A 15,058-nucleotide genomic window follows, 5' to 3' on the forward strand; every position below is an offset into this window, starting at 1 on the left:
CGGTTATAAGAGCGGGATTGTAACCAATCCACGCTCTTTTTTATAGATATAGTGACGCTAAAGTGGCCAGATATTATCGATAATAATTTGCAATGAGCGGTTGCCGCGAAACTCGTTAATATCCAGCTTATAGGCCAGCGTGACTTCACGAACGCCGTTATCCGGCCAGATAGCGGTATCAACATTAAACGCAATACCGTCCAGCAGCGGTCCGCCGTCGACGGGCTCAACCATCACCTTCAGATGACGCTCGCCAACCAGACGCTGCTGAAGCAGGCGAAAGCGCCCGTCAAACAGCGGCTCCGGGAACATTTGCCCCCAAGGTCCTGCATCACGCAGCATTTGTGCGACGTCCATGGTCATCTCCGCCGCACTTAGCGGGCCATCGGAGACCACTTCGCCCTGCAGTAAGGCAGGATCGAGCCACTCGGTCACCAGCTCACCAAAACGCTGCTGGAAGCACTCAAACTGTGCTTCTTCCAGCGATAATCCTGCCGCCATGGCGTGGCCGCCGAACTTAAGGATCATGCCCGGGTAAAGGGTATCCAGTCGCTCCAGTGCATCTCGCATGTGCAGGCCCTGAATCGAGCGCCCCGACCCTTTAAGGGTGCCGTCTCCAGCTGGTGCGAAGGCGATCACCGGACGGTGAAAACGCTCTTTAATGCGTGACGCCAGGATCCCTACTACGCCCTGATGCCACTCGGGGTGATACATCGCCAGCCCGCCAGGCAGTGTCTCGCTGCTGCGCTCAAGCTTCTCGCACAGGGTCAGCGCTTCCGTCTGCATGCCCTGCTCTATCTCTTTCCGCGTCTGGTTGAGCGCATCCAGTTCACTGGCAAGCACCCGCGCGTCGCCAATGTTGTCGCACAGCAACAGCGCCACGCCAACAGACATATCATCCAGGCGGCCTGCCGCATTCAGGCGTGGCCCCAGTGCAAAGCCTAAATCGCTGGCAGCCAATTTCTGCGGGTCGCGATTTGAAATCTCAAGCAGCGCTTTAATGCCAGGACGACATTTCCCTGCGCGAATACGGCTCAAGCCTTGCCACGTCAGGATGCGGTTATTAGCGTCCAGCGGGACAACATCGGCCACCGTACCTAGCGCAACCAGATCAAGCAGATCTGCGAGGTTTGGCGGGGTGATACCTTGCTCATCAAACCAGCCCTTATCACGAAGAAAAGTACGCAGAGCCAGCATCAGATAAAAAGCCACGCCGACGCCCGCCAGTGATTTCGACGGGAACGTACAGTCGTGCAGGTTAGGATTAATAATCGCCACTGCGCCCGGCAGAGTATCGCCGGGCAGGTGGTGATCGGTAACCACTACCGGGATCCCCAGCGTTCTGGCATGCTCAACGCCGGCATGGGAAGAGATGCCGTTGTCGACGGTGACGATCAGCTGAGCGCCGCGGGCATGTGCCTGATCCACCACCTCCGGGCTCAAACCATAACCGTCTTCAAAACGGTTGGGCACCAGGTAGTCAATGTTGCTACATCCCAATGCTCGCATCGCCAGAATGCTCAGCGCCGTGCTGGTTGCGCCATCGGCGTCAAAATCCCCCACCACGATAATGCGGGTGCCTTCACGAAAAGCGTTATAGAGGATCTCCACCGCCTTTTCGACACCGCTCAATTGCTGCCACGGCAACATGCCTTTGACGCTACGCTCAAGCTCCTGCGCGCTGCGCACACCGCGGCTGGCGTACAAACGACGCAACAGCGGCGGCAGATCGGCAGGCAGGTCACTAGTCTCGTCGGCTTCACGACGACGAAGTTGTATCTGTTGTTTCACGCGAATTATTTACCGCTGGTCTGTTTTTGGTGCGCGTCGAGGAACGCTTTCATCTCTTTCGGTCCCTGATAGCCAGGAACAACATAGCCATTGCTCAGAACGATCGCCGGCGTGCCGCTTACACCAAACTGCACACCCAGCGCGTAATGGTCAGCAATATCCACATTACAGGTTGCCGGCTTCACGCTTTTACCCGCCATGGCATCATCAAACGCTTTGTTTTTGTCTGACGCACACCAGATGGATTTCATGTCCTGCTCGGCCTGGCTTTCCAGTCCCTGACGAGGGAAGGCCAGATAACGCACGGTAATTCCCAGTGCGTTGTAGTCTTTCATCTCTTCATGCAGCTTGTGGCAATAGCCGCAGGTGATGTCGGTGAAAATGGTAATAACGTGTTTTTCCTGCTGCGCTTTATAGATGATCATCTCTTTTTCCAGCGCGTTCAGCTGCTTCATCAGCAGTTGATTGGTGACGTTAACCGGACTTGCACCGCTCACGTCATACATCGGTCCCTGAATAATATGCTTGCCGTCTTCGGTGACGTACAGCACGCCGCTGTTGGTCAGTACAGTTTTCATTCCCGCAATCGGAGCAGGTTGAATTTCAGTGCTTTGTACACCCAGCTTCGTTAATGACTGACGAATCGCCGCGTCGTCTGCCTGCACCATGCCTGAAAACGCCGTCGCCAGCAGGGTGAGCATCATAAAACTTTTTTTCATAACCTATCCTTTCCTGTCAGCACTCACGCACGCGGGTGATGCTGTTGATGTAATTGACGCAAGCGCTCCGTTGCGACATGGGTATAAATTTGTGTGGTAGAGAGATCGCTATGACCAAGCAGCATCTGCACCACGCGCAAATCAGCGCCATGGTTAAGCAAATGCGTGGCAAAAGCATGCCGCAGTACGTGCGGCGACAGCTTCTCGCTGTCTATTCCCGCTAACACAGCATAGTGTTTAATTCGATGCCAGAAGGTCTGGCGTGTCATCTGCTGCGCACGCTGGCTGGGAAACAGCACATCAATGGAGACGCCATTGAGCAACCATGGTCGTCCGTGCTCCAGATAGGTTTCCAGCCAATACACAGCCTCTTCACCCAACGGTACCAGCCGCTCTTTATTACCTTTACCAATGACCCGCACAACGCCCTGACGCAGGCTGACATCACTCATCGTCAGCCCCACCAGCTCAGAAACGCGCAAACCGGTGGCATATAAGACTTCGAGCATGGCTTTGTCTCGGAGTTCCAGCGGCTGGTCAATCAGCGGGGTCTGCAGCAGTCGCTCGACCTGCGCCTCACTGAGATCTTTTGGCAAACGCTGTGGTAGCTTAGGTGAAGCCAGCGAAGCGCTGGGATCATCATCGCGGAATTTCTCGCGATAGAGATGTTGAAAAAATCGCCGCATTGCACTTAACAAACGCGCGGAACTGGTGGCTTTATACCCCCCCTCCATTCGCTCGGCCAGCAGTGCTTGCAGGTCATCGCTCTGTACCGTCGTCAGAGAAACACCGCGATGGTGTAGCCATTCAACAAGCATGGTTAGATCGCGACGATACGCACTTAATGTGTTTTCCGCCAGATTGCGTTCCAGCCACAGGGCATCAAGAAATTGCTCGATGCGCGCCAGATCTTGTTCCACTCGCGCCCCTTATTTCATTCTCATTTTTGATGCATTATGCCTCATTGTGCCGTGATTGCGGCGATTCTGATACACTACGCGCAACGCTACAGCAGAATTGAGACGTTTAGTAATGAACATGGGTCTTTTTTACGGTTCCAGCACGTGCTACACCGAGATGGCAGCAGAGAAAATCCGCGATATTCTTGGTCCCGAGCTGGTGACATTACACAACCTCAAGGATGATTCTCCGACCTTAATGGAGCAGTACGACGTGCTCATTTTAGGTATCCCAACCTGGGATTTCGGCGAAATCCAGGAGGACTGGGAAGCCGTCTGGGATCAGTTGGATGACCTCAACCTGGAAGGCAAAATTGTTGCTCTCTACGGCATGGGCGATCAGTTGGGTTACGGTGAATGGTTCCTGGATGCGCTGGGAATGCTGCACGACAAGCTGGTCACGAAAGGGGTGAAGTTTGTCGGTTACTGGCCAACAGAAGGCTACGAATTTACCAGCGATAAACCTGTTATTGCCGATGGGCAACTGTTTGTCGGCCTTGCCCTGGATGAAACCAACCAGTACGATCTTAGCGATGAACGCATCCAGGCATGGTGTGAGCAAATTCTTGGCGAAATGGCCGAACACTGGTCCTGAGCATCTGCTGACTGACGGTGAAGGTCTGTAACCTTACCGTCAGCGCTATTTCTGCATTGACGGTTGTAATATCAACCGACGCAAATCCCGCCATTCGGCATCATCCATACTGTCCGCCGCCAGCCACAGATGCTGACGCTTTCCTGTACTTGACCGCAAACGCAACATCATGCCCGTTTTTATCATCCAGGGTGCGCTAACAATCGACCACTCTTGCCCTTGCCAACGCAGGCGGCCATCCATCAATAGTCTAATCTCTCCCTGACAAGCGTTGATACGGCGCTGACTGCGCACGCAATCGAACACCACCAGAGAGAGCAAAATCAACCATAAAGGGGTGTAACTCAGTGGCCATGGCATCAATAAAATAAGCACCGCCACTAGCCCATGAATGAGCAACGAAATCCACTGTGCGCGCCAGGAGACGCGTAAATCAGATTGCCACTGGACCACGTTCCCGATTCCGTGTCTGGATAAGCCGTACCATTTGCTCCAGCTGTGCATCAGCCGGCTTCCCGTGATTCATCAACCAGTTAAATAAATCGGGGTCATCACATTCCAGCAAACGGATAAAAATGCGCTTTTCGTCATCACTTAAGTTGTCATACTCATGTTCGAAAAACGGCATGATCGAAATGTCCAGCTCACGCATACCGCGACGGCATGCCCAATGAATACGTGCTTTGTTGTTAATATCCATGTTCTTCTTCCTGTCTCGCGAAAACGAAGTACCCGGCTATTGTAACGTGTTTTTCACGCTCTTTTACGGGAATATCAGTAAACGGAAGCACGATCGCTAAATAAAACCACATTAAGTCAAAGGGTTCATCAATTATGGATGTCTCCTCGCAAAGCTTAAAATATGGCACAAATAGGATGTTTAAACCGCTTGCAATGGGCCATAGCTCTTTTACCATTAGTCATTATTACTGCGTTAAGCAAATCAGGACATTATTATGGCTTTTACATCTTTTCCTCCTCGTCAGCCTTGTGCGTCAACACGTTTGCCTCTGACGCTGATGACGCTTGATGACTGGGCACTCGCGACCATTACCGGCACCGACAGTGAGAAGTATATTCAGGGCCAGGTTACTGCTGATGTCAGTCAGCTGACCGAACATCAGCATGTGCTGGCTGCCCACTGTGATGCCAAAGGCAAAATGTGGAGCAACCTGCGCCTCTTCCGCCTGGGTGAAGGCTTCGCGTGGCTTGAGCGCCGTAGCCTGCGCGATGCCCAGCTTACCGAACTGAAAAAATATGCCGTCTTCTCAAAAGTGGTGATTGCGCCGGACGACGAACGCGTGCTGCTGGGCGTTGCCGGATTCCAGGCGCGTGCCGCGCTGGACAATCTCTTTAGCGAACTGCCAACCCGCGATAAGCAGGTGATTACCGAAGGCTCTTCCACGATATTGTGGTTTGAACACCCGGCCGAACGCTTCCTGCTGATTACCGATGCAGCCACGGCGGAAACGCTGGTAGAAAAACTGCGTGGTGAAGCAGAATTGAACAACAGCCAACAGTGGCTGGCACTGGATATCGAAGCCGGTATCGCAGTAATTGATACCGCCAACAGCGGGCAGTTCATTCCACAGGCCACCAACCTGCAGGCCTTAGGTGGGATCAGCTTCAAAAAAGGCTGCTATACCGGTCAGGAAATGGTCGCACGGGCGAAATTCCGCGGCGCTAACAAACGAGCACTGTGGACACTGGCAGGTTCAGCCAGCCGGGTGCCGGAAGCGGGTGAAGACCTGGAACTGAAAATGGGAGAGAACTGGCGCCGAACCGGCACCGTACTTGCTGCAGTACAACTGGCGGACGGTCAGGTACTGGTGCAGGTGGTGATGAATAACGACATGGAAGCCGACAGCGTATTCCGCGTGCGCGACGACGCGAAAACGCTGCATATAGTACCGCTGCCGTATTCGCTGGAAGAGTAAATCGCCAGGTAGCGACTTCACCTTACCGGGTCGAGGGTTTTGTAGGTCCGGTAAGCGCAGCGCCACCGGGCAATGATGATTACGCCTGCCCCACGTACAGATAGATGGCCAGGAAATGGCACACGCTGCCACCCAGCACGAATCCATGCCAGATTGCATGGTTGTAAGGAATACGCTTGCAGACGTAGAAAATGACGCCCAGTGAATAGACCACGCCACCTACCGCCAGCAGCGTTACGCCCCCAGCAGCCAGTTTAACCGCCAGTTGATACACCACAATCAATGACAGCCAGCCCATGGTCAGGTAGGTCACCAGCGACAAAATTTTAAAGCGATGGGCAATGGTCAATTTGAACAGAATACCGAGCAGCGCCAGGCTCCAGATCACCACCATCAGGCCACGCGCCAACGGTGAGTCCAGCCCCACCAGCAGAAATGGCGTATAGGTTCCGGCAATCAGCAGATAAATAGCGCAATGGTCGAATTTCTTCAGCCAGAGTTTCGCTCGCTGATGGGGTATCGCGTGATACAGGGTTGAAGCCAGGAACAGCAAAATCATGCTGCCGCCGTACAGGCTATAGCTGGTAATGGCCATAGCACTGGCATTGGTATCTACTGCCTGAACCAGCAACAGCACCAGTCCGATAATCCCAAACACCAGCCCAATTCCGTGGCTGATGCTATTGGCGATTTCCTCTGCCAGAGAATACCCCTGCGCAATTAATGGCTTCTGAACCATAGCTTACTCCCAAAAAACGAACACTTTCGTGATTGCGCTTCTAGCGTAACTGAGAATGGTTCCAGTGAACACATGTTAGCTAAAATAAATATCAACCAATAAATAACATATAAAAATCAATTATTTACATTTTATTTTTCAGCTAACAAGTGTATTCTTTAAATTAAACGCATTTAAAATCAATCACATAAAACTGCGTCTGATTTGGATAGATCTCTGTAATCACGCGTTTAAGCTCATCAAGGGTCATATTTTCCTGCTGAGCATGTTTTTCACTCAGCGTATCCAACGTCACGGTCGAGGTGCCTACCACTTCTATAGTGCAGAAGTAACCGTCATCTTCGAAGCGTCCAACCCGCAGAATGTCTCCGGTTTTGAAGTGGGACTCAGACTCATCGCGAATAGTGATAGTCTTGCGTCCGGCCAGAATGTCATCCTGGAAACGCTGAAAAAAAGTGATGTCATTTGGCTGCATGTTATTATTCCCTGTAGATGAAGTCTGATGAGTGAGTATTGCCATTGTGAGTATGTTCTCCCACGCCGCCATCGCCAGTCTCAACAATCTTGAGATGTTGGTCTACAACTATGTCATCAAGAACCGTGACAAAGTCATGTACATGACCATTCGCGAACTGGCTGATGCCGTAGGGGTTTCAACCACCACCGTGCTGCGCTTTTGCCGCAAACTTAACTGTGAGGGCTACTCTGAGTTTCGCGTACGCTTTAAATTATATTTAGAGCAGAATGAACCGCAACAGGCTAATTTCGGTGCCAGCGAAATAATCAGCTTCTTTAAGGGCGTGAATAACGACGAATTCGACACATTACTCGATCAGGCTGTTGATATTATATTGTCCTCCGAGCGTATTATATTCGTTGGCGCGGGAACATCCGGCGCCTTAGCTAAATATGGTGCGAGATTTTTCTCAAATGTCGGGAAATTCAGCAACCATATTGACGATCCCTATTTCCCGGTAACCAATGATATGGCCCGAAACGCGTTGGCAATTGTCCTATCCGTCTCCGGCGAAACCGAGGAGATCCTGCGTTTCGCCAGCCAGTTTAGCCTCCACAACTGCAAAGTGTTGTCGGTTACCAGCCACGAGCACTCACGCCTGGCGAAACTGGCCGACTTTAACCTCTCCTGGCATGTGCCGCAAACCCGCATTGCGGGGGTCTATGATATAACCACACAAATCCCCGTAATTTATATTCTGGAGTCACTGGGTCGCAAACTGGCGAAAAAATTGGCATAAAAAAACAAACTGTTTTTTTGATGTAACAAATCACATTAAGCCTATTTTGTTATATCGTGACATTTAACTTTCCTTTGTTAGACTCAAAATCAAATGGTATTAATTTGAGACTGAGCGCAAATGAAAAAACTGACTTTACCGAAAGATTTTTTATGGGGTGGCGCGGTTGCGGCGCATCAGGTTGAAGGCGGCTGGAACAAAGGCGGCAAAGGGCCAAGCATTTGTGACGTGCTGACCGGCGGCGCGCACGGTGTTCCACGCGAAATCACCCAGAGCGTCATTCCAGGCAAGTACTATCCAAACCACGAAGCCGTCGATTTTTACAGTCATTACAAAGAAGACATAAAGCTGTTTGCTGAAATGGGCTTCAAATGCTTCCGTACGTCTATTGCCTGGACCCGAATCTTCCCGCGAGGTGACGAAACTCAGCCAAATGAAGAAGGGCTGAAGTTTTACGACGACATGTTCGACGAGCTGCTCAAGTACAACATTGAGCCGGTTATTACCCTCTCCCACTTCGAAATGCCGCTACATCTGGTACAGCAGTACGGTAGCTGGACCAACCGCAAAGTGGTCGATTTCTTCGTTCGTTTTGCCGAAGTGGTCTTTGAGCGCTACAAGCACAAGGTCAAATATTGGATGACCTTTAATGAGATCAACAACCAGCGTAACTGGCGTGCGCCGCTGTTTGGCTATTGCTGTTCCGGCGTGGTGTACACCGAGCATGAGAACCCGGAAGAAACGCTGTATCAGGTGCTGCACCACCAGTTTGTTGCCAGCGCGCTGGCGGTGAAGGCGGCACGGCGCATTAATCCTGAAATGAAAGTCGGCTGCATGCTGGCGATGGTGCCGCTGTACCCCTTCTCCTGTAAACCCGAGGATATGATGTTTGCGCAGGAGTCGATGCGTGAACGCTACGTCTTCACCGACGTCCAGCTACGCGGTTATTACCCCTCTTATGTGCTGAACGAATGGGAGCGTCGTGAATTCAATATCAAAATGGAAGCAGGCGACAAACAGATCCTGCGTGAAGGCACCTGCGACTATCTCGGATTCAGCTACTACATGACCAACGCCGTAAAAGCGGAAGGTGGCAGCGGTGACGCGATTTCCGGCTTCGAAGGCAGCGTCCCCAACCCACACGTTAAAGCCTCCGACTGGGGCTGGCAGATAGATCCCGTCGGCCTGCGCTATGCCTTATGTGAGCTGTACGAACGCTATCAGAAGCCGCTGTTTATCGTTGAAAACGGCTTTGGTGCGTACGACAAAGTAGAAGAAGATGGCAGCATCAACGATGACTATCGCATCGACTATCTACGCGCCCACGTTGAAGAGATGATGAAAGCAGTAACGTACGATGGCGTAGATTTGATGGGCTACACACCGTGGGGCTGCATTGACTGCGTGTCGTTCACAACCGGTCAGTACAGTAAACGCTACGGCTTTATTTACGTGAACAAGCACGACGATGGCACCGGAGATATGTCGCGTTCACGCAAGAAAAGCTTCAACTGGTACAAAGAGGTGATCGCCAGCAACGGCGAAAATCTGTAATTTTTGCCGGATGGCGGCGTAAACGCCTTATCCGGCCTACACGTTAATTTCCCGTAGGCCGATAAGCGATGCGCCATCCGGCAATCAACGCGCTACTTCCCACCCGCCAGCTCCAGAAAACTGCCCGTTACGTAAGACGCCTTCTCACTCAGTAGCCAGGTGATAGCCTGCGCCACTTCTTCCGGTTGTCCGCCACGCTGCATCGGTAACATCGACTTTACGCGATCAACCCGTCCGGGCTCCCCACCAGACGCATGCATGTCGGTGTAGATTAGGCCAGGACGCACGCCGTTCACACGGATACCCTGCGCCGCCACCTCCAGCGCTAACCCCGTCGTCAACGTATCTACCGCCCCTTTCGACGCTGCATAGTCGATATATTCAAATGGAGCGCCCAGCCTTGATGCTGCTGACGAGACGTTAACAATCGCCCCGCCCTTACCGCCATGCTTCAACGACATCCGCTTAACCGCTTCCCGACAACACAGGAAATAACCGGTAACGTTGGTTGCCATTACGCGGTTGATGCGTTCGGCAGTAAAGTTTTCTACCGTGCTCTGCTCGAACAAAATCCCGGCATTGTTCACCAGCGCAGCCAGTGGTTCACCTTCTCGGTCGATCGCCTCAAACATTGCCACAACCTGGCTTTCATCGCTGATATCCGCCCGCAGGGCAAATGCTTTGCCACCTGCTGACGCAATGTGATTCACCACCTCGGTTGCGGCACGAATATTGTGATGGAAGTTAACCGCAACGGTGTAACCCTCTTCTGCCAACTGTAGCGCGGTTGCGCGCCCAATACCGCGACTTCCGCCAGTAACAAGTGCGATTCCCATGGATACCTCCAGATATGAAAAAGCCGGGAGGCGGCTTCGCCTTACCCGGCCTATACACTACCTTACTACGCGGAAAAGTTACTGATATTCGCTCATCGGCACGCAGGAGCAGAACAGATTACGGTCGCCGTAAACGTCATCAAGACGTTTCACCGTTGGCCAGTATTTATTTGCCACGCCAGCCGGGAACACCGCGATTTCACGGCTGTAACCGTGATTCCACTCCGCCACCAGCTCGTTCTGGGTGTGTGGCGCGTTAACCAGCGGGTTATCTTCCAGTGACCACTCGCCTGCTTTCACACGATCGATCTCTGTGCGGATTGCCAGCATCGCATCAATAAAGCGATCTAATTCCACTTTACCTTCAGATTCCGTCGGCTCCACCATCAGCGTACCCGCTACCGGGAACGACATGGTTGGCGCATGGAAACCGTAGTCGATCAGGCGCTTGGCAATATCCAGCTCGCTGATGCCGGTCTCTTCTTTCAGTGGACGAATGTCGAGAATACACTCGTGCGCCACACGGCCATCGCGACCGGTATACAGAACCGGGTAGGCATCTTTCAGACGGCTGGCAATGTAGTTGGCATTAAGAATTGCCACCTGGCTTGCCTGCTTCAGACCTTCAGCGCCCATCATGCGGATGTACATCCAGCTGATTGGCAGAATGGAGGCGCTACCGAACGGTGCGGCAGATACCGCGCCCTGACGGGTGAGCATGCCTTCAATCTGTACCACACTGTGACCCGGCACAAACGGTGCGAGATGCGATTTAACGCCGATCGGCCCCATACCCGGGCCGCCGCCGCCGTGCGGAATGCAGAAGGTTTTATGCAGGTTGAGGTGTGAAACATCCGCGCCGATAAAGCCTGGCGTGGTGATACCGACCTGAGCGTTCATGTTCGCGCCATCGAGGTAAACCTGGCCGCCAAACTGATGCACGACTTCGCATACTTCACGGATCGTTTCTTCGTACACGCCGTGGGTGGATGGATAGGTCACCATAATGCAGGACAGGTTTTCACCCGCCTGCGCCGCTTTTTCGCGCAGATCGCCAAGATCGATGTTGCCATTTTTATCACAGGCCACCACGACCACCTGCATTCCCGCCATCTGGGCGGAAGCTGGGTTAGTACCGTGAGCAGAGGCCGGGATCAGGCAGATATCGCGATGACCTTCGTTACGGCTTTCGTGATAGTGACGAATCGCCAGCAGGCCCGCATATTCACCCTGTGCGCCGGAGTTCGGCTGCATGCAGACGGCGTCATAACCGGTCAGTTTTACCAGCCACTCAGAAAGCTGACCAATCATCTGCTGATACCCTTCCGCCTGCTCAGGTGGGCAGAACGGGTGCAGTTCAGCAAATTCAGGCCAAGTGATAGGGATCATCTCGGCGGCCGCGTTCAGCTTCATGGTGCAGGAACCCAGTGGGATCATTGCCTGATTCAGCGCCAGATCTTTACGTTCCAGCGAGTGCATGTAGCGCATCATCTCGGTTTCGCTGTGGTAGCGATTGAACACCGGATGACTCAGGATCGCATCATCACGCAGCATGCTGTCCTGAATAGAACGGCTGTCGAGCGCCACGTCTTTATCCAGCGTATCGATGTTCAGGCCGTGGCTGTCGCCCAGCAGAACATTAAACAACTGCACCACATTTTCACGGGTGGTGGTTTCGTCGAGCGTAATGCCTACGGCGTTATGAATATCGCTGCGCAGGTTGATTTCTGCCGCTTCGGCACGCGCCAGCACGGCCGCTTTATCAGCGACTTCGACACACAGGGTGTCAAAGTAGTGCGCATGACGCAGCTTCAACCCTTTCTGTTGCAGACCCGCGGCCAGAATATCGGTCAGGCGGTGGATGCGGTTCGCAATGCGCTTCAGTCCGACTGGACCGTGGTAAACGGCATACAGGCTGGCGATGTTTGCCAGCAGTACCTGCGAGGTACAAATATTGGAGTTCGCTTTCTCACGGCGGATATGCTGCTCGCGAGTCTGCATCGCCATGCGCAGAGCGGTATTACCTGCGGCATCTTTGGAGACGCCGATAATACGGCCTGGCATGGAGCGTTTGAATTCGTCTTTGGCTGCAAAGAATGCCGCGTGCGGGCCGCCGTAACCCATCGGTACGCCAAAGCGCTGAGCGGAGCCGAAAACAATGTCCGCGCCCTGTTTGCCCGGCGCAGTCAGCAGAACCAGCGCCATAAAATCGGCCGCTACGCTGACCACCACTTTACGCGCTTTCAGTTCAGCAATCAGCGCGCTGTAGTCGTGAACTTCACCGGTAGTGCCCACTTGTTGCAGCAGCACCCCGAAGACATCCTGGTGATCCAGCGCTTTTGCTGCGTCGTCAACGATGACATCAAAGCCGAAGGTTTCCGCACGGGTACGGACAACATCCAGCGTTTGCGGATGAACATCAGACGCCACAAAGAAGCGGTTGGCGTTTTTCAGTTTACTGACGCGTTTTGCCATCGCCATGGCTTCGGCAGCCGCAGTGGCTTCATCCAGCAGAGAAGCGGAAGCCATATCCAGACCGGTCAGATCCAACGTCACCTGCTGGAAGTTAAGCAGTGCTTCCAGACGGCCCTGGGAGACTTCTGGTTGATACGGCGTATATGCGGTGTACCAACCCGGGTTTTCCAGCATATTACGCAGGATAACCGGCGGTAACTGCACGGCGGTATAACCCATGCCAATGTAGGACGTGAAGCGCTTGTTACGCCCGGCGATGGCTTTTAACTCTGCCAGCGCAGCGTATTCGGTCGCCGCCTCGCCCACCTGTGGCGGGGTTGCGAGCTGAATGTCTTTCGGCACAATCTGGCCGATCAGCGCGTTTAACGACTCGGCGCCAACCGCATTCAGCATTTCTTGCTGCTGCGCGGCGTCGGGTCCGATGTGGCGTTCAATGAAAGCGCCGCTGTTTTCAAGCTGGCTTAACGTCTGTGTCATGGGCGATGGTTCCTGAAACGTGCAGTGAATCGTGATTGTCTCTAACTCAATTGCCCGGTGGCGCTGACGCTTACCGGGCCTACATAAAACCGTAGGCCGGATAAACGCAGTGCCATCCGGCACAATCTTATTCGTCTTCCAGTAATGCCTCGTACGCAGTGGCATCCAGCAGTGATTCGATTTCGCTTTCGTCGCTGGCTTTGATCTTGAAGATCCAGCCGCCGGTATACGGCTCGCTGTTCACCAGTTCCGGGGAGTCGCTGAGCGCGTCATTCACCGCCACAATCTCACCGCCCACTGGCGCATAGATATCGGAAGCCGCTTTTACGGATTCCGCAACCGCGCAGTCGTCGCCCGCGCTAACAGTGGCCCCCACTTCTGGCAGGTCAACGAACACCATGTCACCCAGCAGTTCCTGAGCATGTTCGGTGATCCCTACGGTGTAAGAGCCGTCTGCTTCTTTGCGCAGCCATTCGTGTTCTTTACTGTATTTCAGTTCTGCTGGTACGTTGCTCATCAATCAATCTCCAAAAAGGATGAATCACGCGACGGCTTTGCCGTTACGCACAAAAACAGGTTTAGTCACTTTTACCGGCATTTCACGGTTACGGATCTGCACGATTGCCGTCTCGCCAATACCCGCAGGTACGCGCGCCAGTGCAATGCTGTAGCCCAGCGTCGGAGAGAACGTACCACTGGTGATAATGCCTTCATGCGCATTGCCCGCCGCATCGGTGAAACGCACCGGCAGTTCATTACGCAGTACGCCTTTCTCGGTCATTACCAGGCCAACCAGCTGCTGGTGACCTTTTTCACGCTGCATTTCCAGTGCTTCGCGACCAATGAAGTCGCGGTCAGCCGGTTCCCACGCGATGGTCCAGCCCATGTTGGCGGCCAACGGAGAAATACCCTCGTCCATTTCCTGGCTGTACAGGTTCATACCGGCTTCCAGACGCAGCGTATCGCGTGCGCCCAGACCACATGGCTGTACGCCTGCGTCGACCAGTGCACGCCAGAAATCCGCGGCTTTTTCATTAGGCAGGGCAATTTCATAGCCCGCTTCGCCGGTATAGCCAGTGGTGGCGATAAACAAATCACCCGCCTGCACGCCAAAGAACGGCTTCATGCCTTCTACCGCATGGCGCTGTTCTTCAGTAAACAGCGTGGCTGCTTTAGCCTGAGCATTCGGTCCCTGCACCGCAATCATCGACAAGTCATCACGAACGGTGATGTCGATAGCGTAAGGTTCAGCGTGTTGGGTTATCCAGGAGAGGTCTTTTTCGCGGGTGGCGGAGTTAACAACGAGGCGGAAGAAATCTTCAGTGAAGTAGTAGACGATCAGGTCATCAATCACACCGCCCGACGCATTGAGCATACCGGAGTAAAGGGCTTTACCGGTTTTCGTTAGCTTCGCGACGTCGTTTGCCAGCAGATAACGCAAGAACTCCCGGGTGCGACTGCCGCGCAGGTCGACGATGGTCATGTGCGACACATCAAACATACCGGCATCGGTGCGAACAGCGTGGTGCTCGTCGAGCTGAGAACCGTAATGCAGAGGCATCATCCAGCCATGGAAATCAACCATGCGCGCGCCGCATAGCGTGTGTTGTTCGTACAAAGGAGTCTGTTGAGCCATCTTTTCCTCGTTGAATAAGCGGGGCTATCAACTCTTTCGCGGTGAAATGTTCACCACGAAACCCAGCACCGCAGCCGCTCCGGG

At 53.4% G+C, this 15,058-nt stretch carries 15 protein-coding genes; 4 read left to right on the forward strand and 11 right to left on the reverse strand.

The window, feature by feature from the left end; genetic code table 11:
• Positions 1-57: 57 nt before the first annotated feature.
• The 3 genes from recJ to xerD are packed head-to-tail and all read right to left on the reverse strand — an operon-like array spanning position 58 to position 3,430.
• A complete protein-coding gene (gene recJ / locus M2374_RS08205; protein WP_137399032.1) occupies positions 58-1,791 on the reverse strand; it encodes a single-stranded-DNA-specific exonuclease RecJ in 1,734 nt (577 codons plus the stop codon).
• Positions 1,792-1,796: 5 nt separating this feature from the next.
• Entirely contained in the window at positions 1,797-2,510 is a 714-nt protein-coding gene (gene dsbC, locus M2374_RS08210; RefSeq protein WP_181688757.1) for a bifunctional protein-disulfide isomerase/oxidoreductase DsbC, read from the reverse strand.
• 23 nt (positions 2,511-2,533) lie between these two features.
• Positions 2,534-3,430: a site-specific tyrosine recombinase XerD gene (gene xerD / locus M2374_RS08215; RefSeq protein ID WP_096755801.1), complete on the reverse strand. Its 897-nt coding sequence runs from the start codon at positions 3,428-3,430 to the stop codon at positions 2,534-2,536.
• Positions 3,431-3,542: 112 nt separating this feature from the next.
• Here xerD and fldB point away from each other — a divergent pair, with 112 nt between their 5' ends.
• Positions 3,543-4,064 carry a flavodoxin FldB gene (gene fldB, locus M2374_RS08220; RefSeq protein WP_096755800.1) on the forward strand — a complete coding sequence of 174 codons (522 nt, stop codon included), beginning with the start codon at positions 3,543-3,545 and terminating at the stop codon, positions 4,062-4,064.
• A gap of 45 nt (positions 4,065-4,109) precedes the next feature.
• On the opposite strand, the gene M2374_RS08225 is transcribed toward fldB, so the two are convergent.
• Together M2374_RS08225 and sdhE are read right to left on the reverse strand one after the other, a co-directional pair.
• On the reverse strand, positions 4,110-4,517 hold the full coding sequence (locus tag M2374_RS08225) for a protein YgfX (protein WP_096755799.1): 408 nt from the start codon (positions 4,515-4,517) through the stop codon (positions 4,110-4,112).
• On the reverse strand, positions 4,498-4,764 hold the full coding sequence (sdhE, locus tag M2374_RS08230; protein WP_096755798.1) for an FAD assembly factor SdhE: 267 nt from the start codon (positions 4,762-4,764) through the stop codon (positions 4,498-4,500). The genes M2374_RS08225 and sdhE overlap by 20 nt, the downstream gene beginning before the upstream one ends.
• Positions 4,765-5,020: 256 nt before the next feature.
• On the opposite strand from sdhE, the gene ygfZ reads away from it, so the two are divergent.
• A complete protein-coding gene (ygfZ, locus tag M2374_RS08235) occupies positions 5,021-6,001 on the forward strand; it encodes a tRNA-modifying protein YgfZ (protein WP_115257540.1) in 981 nt (326 codons plus the stop codon).
• 79 nt (positions 6,002-6,080) lie between these two features.
• Here the strand turns inward: ygfZ and M2374_RS08240 are convergent, their stop codons facing one another.
• Together M2374_RS08240 and yqfB are read right to left on the reverse strand one after the other, a co-directional pair.
• Positions 6,081-6,740, reverse strand: a complete 660-nt coding sequence (locus M2374_RS08240; protein ID WP_096755796.1) for a hemolysin III family protein — start codon at positions 6,738-6,740, stop codon at positions 6,081-6,083.
• Between the two features lie 163 nt (positions 6,741-6,903).
• Positions 6,904-7,215, reverse strand: a complete 312-nt coding sequence (gene yqfB / locus M2374_RS08245; protein ID WP_096755795.1) for a N(4)-acetylcytidine aminohydrolase — start codon at positions 7,213-7,215, stop codon at positions 6,904-6,906.
• Positions 7,216-7,267: 52 nt separating this feature from the next.
• Here yqfB and M2374_RS08250 point away from each other — a divergent pair, with 52 nt between their 5' ends.
• Together M2374_RS08250 and bglA are read left to right on the forward strand one after the other, a co-directional pair.
• On the forward strand, positions 7,268-7,996 hold the full coding sequence (locus tag M2374_RS08250) for a MurR/RpiR family transcriptional regulator (protein ID WP_115259901.1): 729 nt from the start codon (positions 7,268-7,270) through the stop codon (positions 7,994-7,996).
• A gap of 120 nt (positions 7,997-8,116) precedes the next feature.
• Positions 8,117-9,550: a 6-phospho-beta-glucosidase BglA gene (gene bglA, locus M2374_RS08255; protein WP_115257538.1), complete on the forward strand. Its 1,434-nt coding sequence runs from the start codon at positions 8,117-8,119 to the stop codon at positions 9,548-9,550.
• 92 nt (positions 9,551-9,642) lie between these two features.
• Here the strand turns inward: bglA and M2374_RS08260 are convergent, their stop codons facing one another.
• The 4 genes from M2374_RS08260 to gcvT form a co-directional block, all read right to left on the reverse strand.
• Positions 9,643-10,386, reverse strand: a complete 744-nt coding sequence (locus M2374_RS08260) for an SDR family oxidoreductase (protein ID WP_117342627.1) — start codon at positions 10,384-10,386, stop codon at positions 9,643-9,645.
• A gap of 78 nt (positions 10,387-10,464) precedes the next feature.
• A complete protein-coding gene (gene gcvP, locus M2374_RS08265; RefSeq protein WP_146717840.1) occupies positions 10,465-13,338 on the reverse strand; it encodes an aminomethyl-transferring glycine dehydrogenase in 2,874 nt (957 codons plus the stop codon).
• Between the two features lie 127 nt (positions 13,339-13,465).
• Entirely contained in the window at positions 13,466-13,855 is a 390-nt protein-coding gene (gcvH, locus tag M2374_RS08270) for a glycine cleavage system protein GcvH (protein ID WP_045447282.1), read from the reverse strand.
• Positions 13,856-13,879: 24 nt separating this feature from the next.
• Complete coding sequence (gene gcvT / locus M2374_RS08275; protein WP_115257536.1) at positions 13,880-14,974, reverse strand: glycine cleavage system aminomethyltransferase GcvT; 1,095 nt, start codon at positions 14,972-14,974, stop codon at positions 13,880-13,882.
• Positions 14,975-15,058 lie beyond the last annotated feature (84 nt).

The sequence above is a fragment of the Citrobacter sp. JUb117 genome (genome assembly GCF_024809055.1).
In the GTDB taxonomy this organism is placed as follows: Bacteria; Pseudomonadota; Gammaproteobacteria; order Enterobacterales; family Enterobacteriaceae; genus Citrobacter; species Citrobacter gillenii.

What these genes read in the sequence shown, in the direction of transcription:
- dsbC (WP_181688757.1), bottom strand. Translation starts at nt 2,510, where the DNA reads ATGAAAAAAAGTTTTATGATGCTCACCCTGCTGGCGACGGCGTTTTCA.
- fldB (WP_096755800.1), top strand. Translation starts at nt 3,543, where the DNA reads ATGAACATGGGTCTTTTTTACGGTTCCAGCACGTGCTACACCGAGATG.
- sdhE (WP_096755798.1), bottom strand. Translation starts at nt 4,764, where the DNA reads ATGGATATTAACAACAAAGCACGTATTCATTGGGCATGCCGTCGCGGT.
- ygfZ (WP_115257540.1), top strand. Translation starts at nt 5,021, where the DNA reads ATGGCTTTTACATCTTTTCCTCCTCGTCAGCCTTGTGCGTCAACACGT.
- M2374_RS08240 (WP_096755796.1), bottom strand. Translation starts at nt 6,740, where the DNA reads ATGGTTCAGAAGCCATTAATTGCGCAGGGGTATTCTCTGGCAGAGGAA.
- yqfB (WP_096755795.1), bottom strand. Translation starts at nt 7,215, where the DNA reads ATGCAGCCAAATGACATCACTTTTTTTCAGCGTTTCCAGGATGACATT.
- M2374_RS08250 (WP_115259901.1), top strand. Translation starts at nt 7,268, where the DNA reads ATGTTCTCCCACGCCGCCATCGCCAGTCTCAACAATCTTGAGATGTTG.
- bglA (WP_115257538.1), top strand. Translation starts at nt 8,117, where the DNA reads ATGAAAAAACTGACTTTACCGAAAGATTTTTTATGGGGTGGCGCGGTT.
- M2374_RS08260 (WP_117342627.1), bottom strand. Translation starts at nt 10,386, where the DNA reads ATGGGAATCGCACTTGTTACTGGCGGAAGTCGCGGTATTGGGCGCGCA.
- gcvP (WP_146717840.1), bottom strand. Translation starts at nt 13,338, where the DNA reads ATGACACAGACGTTAAGCCAGCTTGAAAACAGCGGCGCTTTCATTGAA.
- gcvH (WP_045447282.1), bottom strand. Translation starts at nt 13,855, where the DNA reads ATGAGCAACGTACCAGCAGAACTGAAATACAGTAAAGAACACGAATGG.
- gcvT (WP_115257536.1), bottom strand. Translation starts at nt 14,974, where the DNA reads ATGGCTCAACAGACTCCTTTGTACGAACAACACACGCTATGCGGCGCG.